Origin of the sequence: Klebsiella ornithinolytica NBRC 105727 = ATCC 31898, from assembly GCF_001598295.1 — a bacterium.
GTDB lineage: Bacteria > Pseudomonadota > Gammaproteobacteria > Enterobacterales > Enterobacteriaceae > Klebsiella > Klebsiella ornithinolytica.
Window position 1 is genome coordinate 276,925 of the sequence record NZ_BCYR01000002.1, and the last position, 14,888, is coordinate 291,812.

Below are 14,888 nucleotides of genomic sequence, written 5' to 3' on the forward strand. Positions count from 1 at the left end.
CTTTTCATTCAGATAGCGGAGGGTTGCGACATCATCGGATCCGAAGATGAGCGACTGGATCGCAACAAGAAAATGGAGATAAAGGTGGTGCAGAACACCAGCAGTCCCATAATCAGATAGGACTGGGCGAAGCCGTATTTCTCGTAGCTGTAGCCCGCCAGCGGCGACAGCACCGTGGCAATCACCGAGCTGGTGCAGGCAAAGCCCACCAGGTACAGCGTGGAAGAGAGACGTTTATCAAAGTTCAGGCTGTTGTATTTAAAGATGGCGACCAGCAGTACCGGCAGCTCCACCGCATGGAGCAGTTTGGTGATGGAAATCAGCAGCGGCCCTTCCACCAGCCCGGAGGCCACCATACGTAATGCCATGACCATCCCGGCGAAAATCAGGCCGTTTTTCGCGCCAATACGGTTAACCAGCCACGGCGCGCAGAACATCCCGGCCGCTTCGAGGAACACCTGGAAAGAATTCAGGTAGCCGTACATCGCGTTCCCTTCCTGCAGGGTGGCGAACTGCGAGGAAAAGTAGACCGGGAACTGTTGGTCGTAGACGCCGTAAATGCAGGTCCCGACGACAAAAAAGACCAGCGCCCAGAAGCGCGGCAGGGTCAGCAGACGCAGCGCATCCTCCAGCGTCACTTTGCCGCCGGAGATGGCCTCCTGCATAGCCTGCGGTGCGGAGGAGACCCGCAGTCGCGCCAGCAGAACAAAGAACACCAGGCCGGAACAGCTGGCGACCGCAAAGTTAAGTTTCGGATTGATGTTAAACAGCAGTCCGGCAAAAAAGGTCGCCACCGCCCAACCCAGCGATCCCCACATACGCGCCCGACCAAACTCAAACTGGCTCTGGCGCGCGACGCGTTCGGTATAGGATTCGAGTACTCCGATGCCGCCGTTAAAGGTTAAGCCGATATAGATCCCGCCAAAGATACTGCCGAGCAGTACGTTTATTTTCAGCAAATAGCCAAACAGCAGGTAGGCCGGCCCGGAGAGAATCAGTAGCACGGTGATATACCAGAGCAGGTTTTTACGCAGCCCAAGCTTGTCCTGAATAAAGCCGTAGCACACCTGGGCAAACAGCGCTGATACGGAAAGCACGGCGTAGATGATCCCGGTATCCCCCGCCTTGAGCCCGACTTCCTGGTGCAACCAGATAGAGAGCAATGAGCCGGAAGAGGACCAGGTGACAAAAAAGAAAAACAGTAAGGCGCTGAGTAACGGATAGCTGTGAGAGTGATGGGCTTTCATCATGACATTCTCGTGTAGGGGTAATGCACGCAATGGTAACGTTAACAAAAAACATAAATCATGCCGTTTTGCCGAGATACATGATGTTAATCACAAAAGTTAACGTTAACATAACGAGGGTGAGATCGCGATCAAATAATCCGACCCACTGAGACAACACGGCATACGATAGAATATCGTATGATCCTTTTACATCAGCAACTTAGTTGTATAGCCTGTTGCATGGCGGCAACGGTGGAGTGTGAAATATGGCATCTTTGAAAGATGTGGCAAAACTGGCAAACGTATCTCTGATGACGGTTTCACGGGCGCTGAACAACCCGGAACGTCTGAAACCCGAAACGCTGGCTCGCGTTCAGTCTGCGATTGAGCAGACCAACTACGTCCCTGACCTGTCTGCCAAGAAAATACGCGGCGCGCGCGCCACGCCGAATACCATTGGCGTACTGGCGCTGGATACCGTCACCACGCCGTTTTCGGTTGAGATCGCGTTGTCTATTGAAGAGACCGCCCGCGCGCACGGCTGGAACAGCTTCGTGGTGAATATGTTTTCCGATGATAGCCCGGAAACCATCGTCGACCTGCTGCTTTCCCACCGTCCTGACGGTATCATCTACACCACCATGGGGCTGCGCCAGGTACCCGTTCCCGCCAAGCTGCTGACGCTACCCTGCGTCCTTGCCAACTGCGAAAGTCTTAACGACCCGGTCGCCAGCTATATTCCTGATGATGAGCAGGGTCAGTACGCTGCGGTCAAAGCGCTGCTCGCCGCAGGCTATCGTAACCCGCTCTGTTTGCATCTCCCGGCCAACCATCTCGCCACCGTGCGCCGCCGCCAGGGGCTGGAGCGCGCCTGCCGCGAAGCCGATATCGACCCGGATACGTTGGTGCACAGCTATATGGCCTACGGCGATAAGCACTACCATGATATTCCCGCCGTGGTGCAGGCCCATCTCCGTCAGGGAAAACCGTCGTTCGATTCGGTTATCTGCGGCAACGATCGTATCGCCTTTATGGTCTATCAGACGCTGCTGGCGCAGGGATTGCGGATTCCGCAGGACGTTGCGGTGGTGGGCTACGATAATATGGTCGGCATTGGCGATCTGTTTTTACCGCCGCTGTCGACGGTGCAGCTGCCGCACTATGATATCGGGCGCCTGAGCGCCCTGCATATTATTCACGGCGATAGCCATCGGGAAACGGTACGCGTAGCCAGTCCGTGGCTGCCAAGGGCATCCCTATGATTAATTACCGATATTGCGCAGCTTTTCGCCGGACATCAGTCGGCGCTCGATGTGTTCGAGCGTGACGTTTTTGGTTTCCGGAATCAGCCAGAACGTCACGCCGATAAACGCCACGTTCAGCGCGGTATAGAGCCAGAAAGTCCCCGCCGCGCCAATCGTATCCAGCAGCGTCAGGAAGGTGGCGCCGATAATCATGTTTGACACCCAGTTGGTGGTGGTTGAACAGGTGATGCCAAAGTCGCGGCATTTCAGCGGCTGAATTTCCGAACACAGGATCCACACCACCGGCGCGGCGCTCATCGCATAGCCTGCAATGCACATCATGGTCATGCCGACGGAAAGCCAGGACAGGCCGCTGGAGGCGGTGCCGTTATCAAACTGCATCAGGCAGTAGCCCAGCACCAGCGTTCCGATAGCCATCACGCTAAAGCCGATTTTCAGCGCCGGTTTACGCCCCGCTTTATCGACGGTAAAGACCGCGATAAAGGTCGCAAACATAAAGGTCAGGCCGACCACCAGCGTGGCAATCATCTGCTGCTCGGTGGTGGTGAAGCCGGCCATTTTAAAAATACGCGGCGCGTAGTACATGATGATATTCATCCCGGTAAATTGCTGCATCGCCTGCAACAGCATGCCAAGGAATACCGCGCGGCGGACGTTACGATTGATCTTAAACAGCGCCCAGCCGCCTTGCTTAAGCTTCAGGCTTTCGCGGATTTCATTGAGCTCATCACGGGCTTTTTCCGAGGTATCGCGCAGCATACGCAGCACCTCTTCCGCTTCAACGTGGCGCCCCTTTTCAGCCAGCCAGCGCGGGCTGTTTGGCAGGAAAATCACCAGAACGATCAGCAGAAGCGCCGGCAGCGCCAGCACGCCCAGCATCGCCCGCCAGTTGCCGCTGTAGCTGAACGCGGTATCGGACAGGAACGCCATGACGATCCCCAGCGTCACCATCAGCTGATACATACTGATCATCTTGCCGCGCACGTTTTCACTCGCCATTTCAGAAAGATACAGCGGCGCGGTATACGAGGCGATCCCCACGGCGATACCGAGAATAATCCTTGCCGCCAGCAGCATTTCGACGCTCGCGGCAAACGCCGATCCGACCGACCCGGCCACAAACAATACCGCCCCCACCATCAGACTGTATTTACGTCCCAGTCGGAAGGAGAGCCAGCCGTTGAACAGCGCGCCAACCGCCGCCCCTAGCATCATGCTGCTGACCACCCACTCCTGCAGCCGGCTGGATAAGACAAAGTGGTCGGTAATAAAGGGCAGCGCCCCGGCAATCACCCCAATATCGAGGCCAAAAAGCAATCCAGCCACCGCAGCGGCAATAGAGACAAACTGGTTCATGCGTCGGGTATCACGCTGGCTACGCGCCAGGACCGTCGTGCCGTCACTGATTGAGGTCATTTTTTTCCTGCCTGAGCAAAGTAAAACGTGCAGTGAAAGTACGCGATCGGCGCGATAAAGTGTCAGGGAGGAGACGTCAAAGATATGGATTAAATTGCTGGCAGGACTTGTTTTGTGATGGACATTCAACTTTCTATTATTGCCGTTTCATCAATCTCCTTTTATTCATTCCTTTTATCCATTGGCTAACAGCGGGAAATCGCGACGAAATGATATGGACGATCTTCAAATTCAGCGCCATATCAATATGGATAATTAATGTTCATCTTTCATCACTGTTGCGCCGATTGCCGGATGGTGAAGTGACATGGTCTACCGCCAGGCAAAAAAAAACCCTGCCATCAAAGCAGGGTTTATCGCCTGTCGCCGCGCGAGCTTAGCGCGCCAGCCAGCCGCCATCGACCGCCACGGTGTAGCCGTTAATGTAATCCGATGCGCTGGAGGAGAGGAAGACCACCGGCCCTTTCAGATCGTCCGGTAAGCCCCAGCGTCCGGCAGGAATGCGGTCAAGAATTTCCGCGCTGCGCTGTTCATCGGAACGCAGCTGCTGGGTGTTGTTGGTCGCCATATAGCCCGGCGCAATCGCGTTGACGTTGATGTTGTACTTCGCCCACTCGTTCGCCAGCAGACGGGTCACCCCCATCACACCACTTTTTGATGCGGTGTAGGACGGTACGCGAATACCGCCCTGGAAAGAGAGCATCGACGCGATGTTGATAATCTTGCCGCCGTTACCCTGGGCAATAAAATGCTTCGCCGCCGCCTGGGACATAAAGAACACGGTCTTGATGTTCAGATCCATCACGTCATCCCAGTCTTTCTCGCTGAATTCAAGGGCATCCTGACGACGAATCAAACCGGCGTTGTTGACCAGAATATCGATATGACCGAATTCGGCAACCGCACGCTCAAGCAGTTGAGGAATACCGTCAATCTGGCGCAAATCGGCGGTCAGGCTCAGGAAACGACGTCCCAGCGCGGTAACACGCTCAATCGTTTCCACCGGCTCAACAATATTAATGCCGACAATATCGCAGCCCGCTTCGGCCAGACCGAGCGCCATACCCTGACCCAGCCCGGTATCACAGCCGGTGACAACAGCCACTTTACCCTGTAAAGAGAATGCATCGAGTATCATACTTTGTTCCTTAGTCTTTCAGAGCCCGTACAACACAGGCAAGGTTCTATTTGTCCGATCCGCATCCCTCACGGTTGCTTACGCCAGGGAAAACGCTCTGGGTATTACCCACCTTAAAAATAAAACACAGTTTCGTTTTACTAGTGTCGACATCTTACCCCTGAGGAAATCTGTTTTCAATTTTTATTAAAACGATGTTTCATATTTTCGCGTTCTATTTATCAGAAATGCAGAACCGATCACGAAGCGATGCAAAAAAAAGATATAAAAACAATAAAATACAATGAGTTAATTCAACTTTGAAAAATGACAGTAAAACGTAAAAAGCGGGCATGAAAACAAAGATCGCCCCGAGACGCCAGCTGAAAGAGCAGAAAAACCGCGATCCAGCGCAACATTTTATAGTGAATTGCGCTCACCATCACAAATAATGAAACAATGTTTTGATAAATTAACACCCATCTTTTAAATCAACCTCACCTGGCTACACGTCCCCTGCAGACAGGCGACATCGCGGGAAGGAAAAGGAGTACATCATGGCTAAAGGCATGCGGGTAAAATTGAATTATGAAGTCAGTCGCGATCCGGATACCGGCGCGGAGATCACCCGCTTAACCCCTCCGGAAGTAACCTGTCATCGTAACTATTTCTATCAGAAGTGTTTTTTTAATGATGGCAGCCACCTGCTGTTCGCCGGTGAATTTGACGGCCACTGGAACTACTATCTGCTAAATATCGCGACAGCCGAGGCCGTTCAGCTGACCGAAGGCGCCGGCGATAATACCTTCGGCGGCTTTCTCTCACCGGATGATTCCGCGCTCTATTACGTTAAAAATGACCGCACGCTGCTGGAAGTCAATCTTTCAACCCTCCAGGAGCGTCAGGTCTACCGCGTCCCGGATGAGTGGGTCGGATACGGTACCTGGGTCGCCAACAGCGACTGCAGCAAACTGGTCGGCATTGAGATTGCGAAAAGCGACTGGACACCGCTCAACGACTGGCAGATTTTCCACGACTTCTTCCATAAAGGTCCGCACTGCCGTCTGCTGCGCGTCGACCTGCAAAGCGGGGAGAGCCGCGTTATTCATGAAGAGAAAAAATGGCTGGGTCATCCCATCTACCGTCCGTTCGACGACAACACCGTCGCCTTCTGCCATGAAGGGCCGCACGATCTGGTCGATGCCCGGATGTGGATGGTCAACGAAGACGGCAGTCACGTGCGGAAAGTCAAAGAGCATGCCGAGGGCGAAAGCTGTACGCACGAATTCTGGGTCCCGAACGGTTCCGCGCTGATTTATGTCTCTTATCTGAAAGGTCAGCAGGGACGGACGATTTATCGCTTCGATCCGGATACCGGCATCAATACCGCGCTGATGCAGATGCCCGCCTGCTCGCATCTGATGAGCAACTTCGACGGCACGCTGTTGGTTGGGGATGGCTCTGGTACGCCGGTAGATGTGAAAGATACCAGCGGTTACACCATTGATAACGATCCTTATCTCTACGTCTTTGATGTCGCGAAACAGGCTTACTTCCGCGTTGCCCGGCATGATACCTCCTGGGCGACGGTCGCCAATAGCCGTCAGGTCACCCATCCGCATCCTTCGTTTACCCCCGACGATCGGGCGATTTTGTTCAGCTCGGACAAAGACGGGAAACCGGCTATCTACATCGCGAAACTGCCGGCGCATCCGGAGATGCTGCAGGCGTAATATCCGTATTGTTTTTGAGTGTGTTTCTGTAACTGGCCTTGCCCTCCTTCGCGGAGGGCTTTTTTGTTTCATTACCGCCCGGCGGAGTCGTTGAGGCAGGCACAGGCCGTTTCTCCTCACCTTCTGTTGAACCCGTGCTGGTGAAACCTTCCGCAGCCCCTTTCGACTGCGCGAGCGGCCAAGTCTGCTTGCGCCACAATCAGCGCTAACGGGAACCGCATCCGGACGACAGAAACAGAAAACCCCGGCTGACGGCTCCGGGGTCATGACGGAAGAGGGTTTTATCAGAAGCTGTAAGCAACCCCGACGCGGAAACGGGTCTGGCGATCGCTGCGGTCATTCACGCCCACGTTGCCCACTTCACCATACGGCGCCCAGTTTTTGTCGAGCTTATAGGCCAGCTTCACGTTGTACTCCTGGGAGTAAGGCTTGTTGTCGTTGCGGTTTACTCCCTCGGAGCTGCGGGCATAAACATAGTTCAGCTCGGTACGCCAGTTGCCCATCACAAAACCGGCCCACGCATCGCCGCGGTTCACTTTATCGTCTTCTTTGCCGGCGCTCGCCGGGTAGCGGGTATAGTCGTAGCGATAGCGGGCGGCCACGTAGAAACCATTATCGAAGCTGTATTGCACGCGCAGATTGGGTTTGTAAATTGAGCGGCTATCGTTGCTCTCAATATTAAACCCCGGCGTCACGGAGAAATTCTGATTCGCCTTCCACTGCCAGCTAATGGTCTCTTCGTGGCCGTTGCCGACAAAATCTGAATACGGTTGGGAGGTATTATCGCCGCCTGACTTCCACTTTGCCTCTACGGAGAAGCCGAATCCGTTGGCAAAGCGATGGGAGACCGAGACACGGTCGGCATTGGTTTTATCTGTCTTACCTCCATCAATGAATTCATGACGCAAATCAACCGTGACAGCGGAAGCGGAAAACGCTGCGGCGCAGAGAGTAGCAAGGGCCAGAGATCTTGCAAACATAGGGTACCCCTCAAAATTAAAATTATGTTTCTATTTTATGAAACTGCATTTTATTTTTTAAGGACGTATGTTTTAGTGATCAAGATCGTAATTATTTGTTTCAAAAAACATGGCACAGCAGGACGTGACAAAGCTCAACAAAAAAGGGCTTTATCGCCCCCTTTTCGCTGAATTTTCCCGGGATCTGCGGGAAGAAAATCCAATAAAAAAGCCTCCGTAAGGAGGCTTGAGAAGCAGGTAAAGTAAAGCGGGACTATGCGCGTTCTACCGCCAGCGCAACACCCTGACCGCCGCCGATACAAAGCGTTGCCAACCCTTTACGGGCATCGCGTTTAATCATCTCGTGCACCAGAGAAACCAGAATTCGACAGCCTGATGCCCCAATGGGGTGGCCCAGCGCAATCGCCCCGCCGTTAACATTGACCCGCCGCTCATCCCATTCCAGCACTCTGCCGACAGAAATCGCCTGGGCGGCAAATGCCTCATTGGCCTCGATAAGATCGACCTCATCCAGCCGCCAGCCCGCTCTTTCCAGACAGCGGCGCGTCGCGTGTACCGGCGCGATCCCCATCAGGGCCGGATCGACGCCGACGCTGGCAAAAGCGCGGATCCGCGCCAGGATCGGCAGACCGAGCTCCTGCGCTTTCGATTCGCTCATCATCATTACCGCCGCCGCGCCGTCATTGATGCTGGAAGCGTTGCCCGCGGTCACTGAACCCAGCCGATCGAAGGTGGGTAGCAGGCTGGCCAGCCCTTCGGCGCTGGCATCGACCCGCGGCTGCTCATCGGTGTCAACGGTGCGCGGCGCCCCGTTCAGCTCGGTGGTTACCGGCACAATCTCATCACGAAAGCGCCCTGAATCAATCGCCCGCCGGGCCTTTTGCTGCGAACTCAGCGCCCAGGCATCCTGCAGCTCCCGGCTGATACCATATTCACGCGCCAGGTTTTCCGCCGTAACTCCCATGTGATAGTCGTTGAAGGCATCCCACAAACCATCGTGGACCAGGCTGTCAATCAGCTGGCTGTTGCCCAGCTGAGCGCCGGTGCGGCTATCGGTGAGAACGTGCGGCGCCCGGCTCATATTTTCCTGACCGCCGGCAATCACCACGTCAGCTTCTCCGCACTGGATTGCCTGCGTCGCCAGATGCAGCGCCTTCAGTCCGGAGCCACACACGTCGTTAATCGTAATGGCAGAAACGGTATTCGGCAGGCCGCCGCGGATCGCCGATTGACGGGCCGGATTTTGCCCGGTCCCCGCAGTCAGAACCTGCCCGAGGATCACCTCATCAACACTTTGCGGGTCGATACCGGTACGCTCCACCAGAGCCTTGACCACAAGACTCCCCAACTCTACCGCGGAGTGACGCGACAACGTTCCCTGAAAACACCCTATCGGAGTGCGCAACGCACCCACGATCACGACATCTTTCATCCTCTACCTCTGCCCTGCCTCTGCGCAAAGAAACAGCAACATAGTAGAGAATTGTTATCAAAAAATTTCGCAATTGTTTAAAAAAAGTGAGGCGAATCACAAAGATTAGCCCCGCGTTGCGGGTTCCTGGCGCTGTAAATGCTGACGCAGCCAGCTCCCGGCTTTCCCCGGCGGCGCCTTCTTATTCCACAATAAATCAACGGAAATCGCCCGCGGCCAGCCGGGAATGTTCAGCGCCACCAGCGTGCCTGACCCGGCAAACTCGTCAACCAGCGCACAAGGTAAAATGCACCATCCCAGCCCCTGCACCGTCATGCTGAGCAGCAGTAAATAGTTCGGCGCCGACCAGACCTGTCCTTTCGCAGGCTCCAGCGAGCTGGCCAGAAAAGTGCTCAGGCGCAGTTCTCGCCAGCTACGCAGCTCATCCCAGGTGACCCGTCCCTGCGCCGCCAGCGGATGCGCGGGAGCGACGTAAATGGCCATCGCCGTTTGTAACGGCAGCCGGGTACTGCCAATCTCCGTCGGATAGCTATCCCTGGCCTCAATCAGCCCCACCTGCGCGCGCTCCTTCTGCAGCAGGTCAATAACATCCTCATCTTCCCCTATCAGGCACTCAAACTCGGTGTGGGGAAAACGACGATCGAACTGCTGCAGCAGATCCTCCAGCACATCCGGATGCAGCGTGTCGGAGAGTACAAACGTGAGGCGCGCTTCCGTTTCATCAGACAGTGAAATAGCCAGCTCATCCAGCCGATTGCTGGCCGCCAGAATCGCTTTGACGTAGCTCAGCACCTGTTCCCCCTGTGGCGTCAGCGTGGGATGGCGAGTCGCGCGGTCAAACAGTGCGACGCCCAGATCGGCTTCAAGGTTTGAAATGGCGGTGCTGATGGTGGACTGGCTTTTGCGCAGCCGACGGGCGGCGGCAGAAAACGACCCGCAGGCCACGGCTTCAACAAATGCAGTCAGAGCTTCGGGAGAATAGCGCATGAACTATCTACTTTATCGATGGAATCTATCTTTTGTTTATCATATTTATCCATAAAATGCGGAGTAATTTCTCAGAATCTGTTCCCTCCTTAACTGCAGAGGAACCGGTCAGAACCACGGCTTTTCGGAGGTAGCAAGCCATGCAACAGAACACATTTCAGCGTAAAACGCTGACAGAGCGCGTTATCCATGCGGTCAGTTTTGAAGGACTCGCCACGTTAATTCTCGCCCCGACCGCCGCCTGGCTGATGCAGCGTTCGGTTCTTGAAATGGGGGGGCTGAGCGTGCTGCTCGCGACGCTGGCCATGGTATGGAACCTGATTTATAACGCCGCTTTTGACCGCCTCTGGCCGGTATCTCGCGTGGTGCGAACTCTCAAAGTCCGCGCGCTGCACGCTATCGGCTTTGAATCCGGGTTTATTCTTATCGGTGTCACCGCCGTGGCACTGATTCTCGGGGTCTCGTTGATCCAGGCGTTTATGCTGGAAATCGGCTTTATGCTGTTCTTTCTGCCCTACACCATGCTGTTTAACTGGGTATGGGATACTCTGCGCGAACGCGTACTGAAATATCGCCAGCAGCGGATCCTGGCACGCAGCTAACTGCTCTTCATCGCCGGGAGATGCCCGGCGATCCCTTGCCCTGTTTGTCATCCGAAAGTATCGCAACGGCTCATTCGTTGTTGTGGTAAATTACACTCCTTTTTTTTGGTCTTACGGTTGATAAATTCACACAATGTCTAAAATTTGGTCTAAAGAAGAAACTCTTTGGAGTTTTGCCTTATATGGCACTGCCGTAGGCGCCGGCACTCTGTTTTTGCCGATCCAGCTGGGGTCTGCTGGCGCCATTGTTCTGTTCATCACCGCGCTAGTCGCCTGGCCGTTAACCTACTGGCCGCACAAAGCACTGAGTCAGTTCATTCTCTCCGCGAAAGTTGCGCCCGGCGTCGGGATCACCGGGGCGGTTAACCATTACTACGGCAAGAAAGTGGGGAATCTGATCACCGCCCTCTATTTCCTCGCCTTTTTCGTGGTCGTCCTGATTTACGCCGTGGCAATCACCAACTCACTCGCCGAGCAGCTGGCAAGGCATATGCCGATTACACCCGCCGTTCGCGCCATGCTGAGTCTGGCCGTGGTCATGGTGTTGAACCTGATCTTTTTAATGGGCCGCCATATCACGATTAAGGTGATGGGTTTTTTGGTGTTCCCGCTGATTGCCTGCTTCCTGTTCTTGTCGATCTATTTAATCGGCGACTGGCAGCCTGAGCACCTCACCAGCCAGCTGCAGCTGACTTCTCATACGTTCCACCAGGTCTGGATCTCAATCCCTGTGATGGTTTTCGCTTTTAGCCATACGCCCATCATTTCAACTTTTGCTATCGATCAGCAGGAGAAATATGGTGATCTGGCTATGGGTAAATGCAAAAAAATCATGAAGGTGGCCTATACCATCATCTGCGCCAGCGTGCTGTTTTTTGTCTTCAGCTGCCTGCTGGCGATACCGGTCTCCTATATTGAAAACGCCCGCAACGAAGGAGTGACCATTCTCTCCGCGCTGTCGATGATGCCTGGTTCTCCGGCATGGCTGGCGGTAACAGGCATCGTGGTCGCCGTAGTGGCCATGTCGAAGTCATTCCTCGGCACCTATTTTGGCGTGATTGAAGGCGCCAGCGAAATCGTGAAAACGTCGCTGAATCAGGTCGGGATTCGCAAAAGCCGCGCCTTTAACCGCGCGATGTCGATTCTGCTGGTTTCGACGCTGACGTTCATAGTTTGCTTCATCAATCCGAACGCCATTTCCATGATCTACGCCATCAGCGGCCCGCTGATCGCCATGATCCTGTTCATCATGCCGACGCTGTCGACCTACATCATTCCCGCACTCAAACCCTACCGTTCAGTGGGTAATTTCATCACCCTGGTGGTCGGCCTGCTGTGCGTTTCGGTCATGTTCTTTAGCTAATCTTCCCCTCTGCGGCGGCGGTTATCACCGCCGCCGCACGTTCTGCCAATATTTCTGCCATCCGGACTTCCTCGCCAGGTTTACACTTAGGGTTTGCACACCAGTGGGGAATCGCCATGTCCAGCGTAAAACTATCCGGAAGCGGAACATTAGGTCATCGCCAGGTTTATCGTCTGGGTTACGGCGCTATGCAGTTAGCCGGCCCCGGCGTATTTGGTCCGCCTGCCGATCCGGACGCCGCTATTCGTGTCCTGCGCGCGGCGGTAGCGGCGGGAGTCAATCATATTGATACCTCTGATTTTTACGGCCCGCATATTACTAACCAGCTGATTCGCAAAGCGCTCCATCCTTACGCAGACGATCTCTGCATCGTGACGAAAGTCAGCGCTCGCCGTGATGAAAAGGGCAACTGGCTGCCGGCGATGTCGCCCGAAGAGCTCACGCAGGCGGTGGAAGACAATCTGCGTAATCTGGGGCTCGATGTCCTGGAGATCGTGAATCTGCGCAGCATGCTCGGCACCCACGGCCCGGTAGAAGGCTCACTGGAAGCGCCGCTGACCACGCTGCTTGAGCTTAAAGAGCGTGGGCTTATTCGCCACATCGGCCTCAGTAACGTCACGGCGAAGCAGGTGGCCGATGCGCAAAAGCTGACGCCCGTTGTTTGCGTGCAAAACCAGTACAACGTTGCCAATCGCGGAGACGATGCGCTGATTGATGAGCTTGCCGCACAAAATATTGCCTACGTCCCTTTCTTCCCGCTTGGGGGGTTTACTCCGCTACAGGCACAGGAACTTAACGATGTTGCCGCCGCGCTGGAGGCGACACCGATGCAGGTTGCGCTGGCCTGGCTACTACAGCGTTCGCCTAATATTCTGCTGATTCCGGGAACCTCTTCGCTCCAGCACCTGCAGGAAAACCTGGCCGCTGGCGCGTTAACCCTGCCGCCGGAAGCCATCGCAACATTAGCGGCACTGCAGAACTAACGGCCTTCGCCACACCTGTGCGTGTCCTTCCGCACAGGTCCTTGCCGGGCGCCATTTTCCCTCCTATTATTTGGCTGGAATTAGCCCAACGCTGCTGGCACTATATATCCTACAAATGGGTATATGCTTGCACTAACCTGCGCTAAACAACCCTATATACAGCATTGATTTATACTATTTTGACAAGTCTCCTTATTGGGGACTTCTGTCGTTTTTGCCTTCCCCAAAAATTTTTACAACTCTTGATTACAGGAAAAACAACATCTGATTCGACGTTTATACAAATCAATTTAGCGACAAAGATAGCTAATAACATCAAACGCTCATAAAAACATCTGGTTAATGCAATCAGAATGTTGGCATTGCCATAAGAAAAATTTAACTAACACAATAAAAAATCAACAAGGACTTTACATGACAGAGGGAACAATAAAGACCAGCCGGTATGAAATCATTGCTATTTTCAGGGAGGAACTCAGGAAACACTCCGAGATAGAAGTTTTCTTTAATAACAAAAACATCATGACCCAACTTACCCGGGTAGACTTTGCTGAGTTCCATATCGTCACCCAGAGCAAAATCCCCCCAGGGCATAAATACAAATTCATTTTGCATAGTGATTCAGGAAAGATTGAGTTCTGTTCATCGTTAAAGAAAAGTTATAACAGCGATGCCGAACGCGGTAATAAAGTCTCATTTGCCTTACCCGAATGCATTCATGTGGTACAACGACGTCGCGACCCCCGCTTTCGTTTGCATCACCGGTATGACTTTTTTTGTCGCGGTCGACACAGAAATGGCGAAAACTATCTTTTCGATATTAAAGACATTTCAGATGGCGGCTGTGCGCTGATCGCGAAAAGTCCGAACCTGAAATTTCTCACGCATAGTTCAATCCTCAAGAATTCAGTTCTGTCGCTGGCTGAGTATGGTGAAATCACCATTGATTTAGCGATAAAAAATGTTGTTGAAGTGACACTTGATGAAGACAGTGAAAGCTATCACCAGGTTTCCTGTCAGTTTAAATTCCGCCACCGCGAAGATAAGACCAGAATAGAGAAAATGCTGCTCGATTTGATTCTGGAAGCTAAGCGAAAAAAGAGAGTCTGACCCCTTGGACAGGATATTTCTGTATACCGATGATAATTTAATCGGTCAATCAATTCATTGGTATATGGTTGATAACAATAAAAATGTCACCACCTTCCGTTATCAGGATATCACTCAGGGGGCAATCGCCCCCCTGTCTGGGATCGTTATTTTCAACGTTATTCATAAGGACTTTTCTGCTGCCGACACGATGTTATTGCTCAACGATATGCGCTGGTGTCTTCTGCACTGTACCCGGCTAATCCTGGTGGTCAGAAGCGATATTGCCAACCTGTTCAGGGAACTAATAAACATAGATAACACCATGATTCTTACAGAAAAAACACCATTGCATGATTTTTATCGCGCCGTCAGTACTCCCGCAGTCGGCAGCGAGTTTTCCGTACCGAAGAAGCTTTCTGCCAGAGAGCGCCAGGTGCTGGAGCTGACCATGACCTGCCACAACAACAAAAGAATTGCCACTCTGCTGAATATTGACCATAAAACCGTACACAGTCACAGGATTCATATCATGCAAAAACTTGGCATGCATAACTCGCGGGCGATGCACAATAAAATTGTCGACATGTATCAATGCTAGAAAAAAACCGTCTCCCCAATCAAAACCAGATAATTAATTGAAAAGTTACTTTTAATAAACATTCCAAACTGCAGAAAGGTCACTTATAATA

13 protein-coding genes are annotated in these 14,888 nt (G+C 53.3%); 7 read left to right on the top strand and 6 right to left on the bottom strand.

All coding sequences use genetic code 11. The features are described from left to right. Positions 1–8: 8 nt before the first annotated feature. Positions 9–1,250 (bottom strand): MFS transporter, encoded by a 1,242-nt coding sequence (locus ROR01S_RS05265; RefSeq protein ID WP_004867177.1) that lies wholly within the window; start codon positions 1,248–1,250, stop codon positions 9–11. A 245-nt stretch (positions 1,251–1,495) separates the two neighbouring features. Here ROR01S_RS05265 and ROR01S_RS05270 point away from each other — a divergent pair, with 245 nt between their 5' ends. Beyond that, positions 1,496–2,491, top strand: coding sequence for a LacI family DNA-binding transcriptional regulator (locus tag ROR01S_RS05270; RefSeq protein ID WP_004867180.1), 996 nt, complete (start codon positions 1,496–1,498; stop codon positions 2,489–2,491). Here ROR01S_RS05270 and araE read toward each other — a convergent pair whose 3' ends face one another. Together araE and kduD are read right to left on the bottom strand one after the other, a co-directional pair. Further along, positions 2,492–3,910: an arabinose-proton symporter AraE gene (gene araE, locus ROR01S_RS05275; protein ID WP_004867182.1), complete on the bottom strand. Its 1,419-nt coding sequence runs from the start codon at positions 3,908–3,910 to the stop codon at positions 2,492–2,494. 376 nt (positions 3,911–4,286) lie between these two features. After that, positions 4,287–5,048, bottom strand: a complete 762-nt coding sequence (gene kduD / locus ROR01S_RS05280; protein ID WP_004867185.1) for a 2-dehydro-3-deoxy-D-gluconate 5-dehydrogenase KduD — start codon at positions 5,046–5,048, stop codon at positions 4,287–4,289. 536 nt (positions 5,049–5,584) lie between these two features. Between kduD and ROR01S_RS05285 the strand changes: the two genes are divergently transcribed. Beyond that, entirely contained in the window at positions 5,585–6,760 is a 1,176-nt protein-coding gene (locus ROR01S_RS05285) for an oligogalacturonate lyase family protein (RefSeq protein ID WP_004867187.1), read from the top strand. A gap of 284 nt (positions 6,761–7,044) precedes the next feature. Here the strand turns inward: ROR01S_RS05285 and ROR01S_RS05290 are convergent, their stop codons facing one another. From ROR01S_RS05290 to ROR01S_RS05300, 3 genes are all read right to left on the bottom strand, one after another. After that, positions 7,045–7,740 (bottom strand): oligogalacturonate-specific porin KdgM family protein, encoded by a 696-nt coding sequence (locus tag ROR01S_RS05290; RefSeq protein WP_004867190.1) that lies wholly within the window; start codon positions 7,738–7,740, stop codon positions 7,045–7,047. Between the two features lie 253 nt (positions 7,741–7,993). Beyond that, positions 7,994–9,172, bottom strand: coding sequence for an acetyl-CoA C-acetyltransferase (locus ROR01S_RS05295; protein WP_004867193.1), 1,179 nt, complete (start codon positions 9,170–9,172; stop codon positions 7,994–7,996). 105 nt (positions 9,173–9,277) lie between these two features. Next, positions 9,278–10,159, bottom strand: coding sequence for a LysR family transcriptional regulator (locus ROR01S_RS05300; protein ID WP_064359176.1), 882 nt, complete (start codon positions 10,157–10,159; stop codon positions 9,278–9,280). A gap of 140 nt (positions 10,160–10,299) precedes the next feature. On the opposite strand from ROR01S_RS05300, the gene ROR01S_RS05305 reads away from it, so the two are divergent. From ROR01S_RS05305 to ROR01S_RS05325, 5 genes are all read left to right on the top strand, one after another. After that, complete coding sequence (locus ROR01S_RS05305; protein WP_004867197.1) at positions 10,300–10,761, top strand: multidrug/biocide efflux PACE transporter; 462 nt, start codon at positions 10,300–10,302, stop codon at positions 10,759–10,761. A 133-nt stretch (positions 10,762–10,894) separates the two neighbouring features. Next, the gene (locus ROR01S_RS05310) at positions 10,895–12,124 is read left to right on the top strand and encodes an amino acid permease (RefSeq protein WP_004867200.1); all 1,230 of its coding nucleotides are present in this window, start codon (positions 10,895–10,897) and stop codon (positions 12,122–12,124) included. A gap of 116 nt (positions 12,125–12,240) precedes the next feature. Then, complete coding sequence (locus ROR01S_RS05315; protein WP_015585828.1) at positions 12,241–13,107, top strand: aldo/keto reductase family oxidoreductase; 867 nt, start codon at positions 12,241–12,243, stop codon at positions 13,105–13,107. 414 nt (positions 13,108–13,521) lie between these two features. Next, positions 13,522–14,217 (top strand): flagellar brake protein, encoded by a 696-nt coding sequence (locus ROR01S_RS05320; RefSeq protein ID WP_004867206.1) that lies wholly within the window; start codon positions 13,522–13,524, stop codon positions 14,215–14,217. Between the two features lie 4 nt (positions 14,218–14,221). After that, complete coding sequence (locus tag ROR01S_RS05325) at positions 14,222–14,797, top strand: response regulator transcription factor (protein WP_004867209.1); 576 nt, start codon at positions 14,222–14,224, stop codon at positions 14,795–14,797. Positions 14,798–14,888 lie beyond the last annotated feature (91 nt).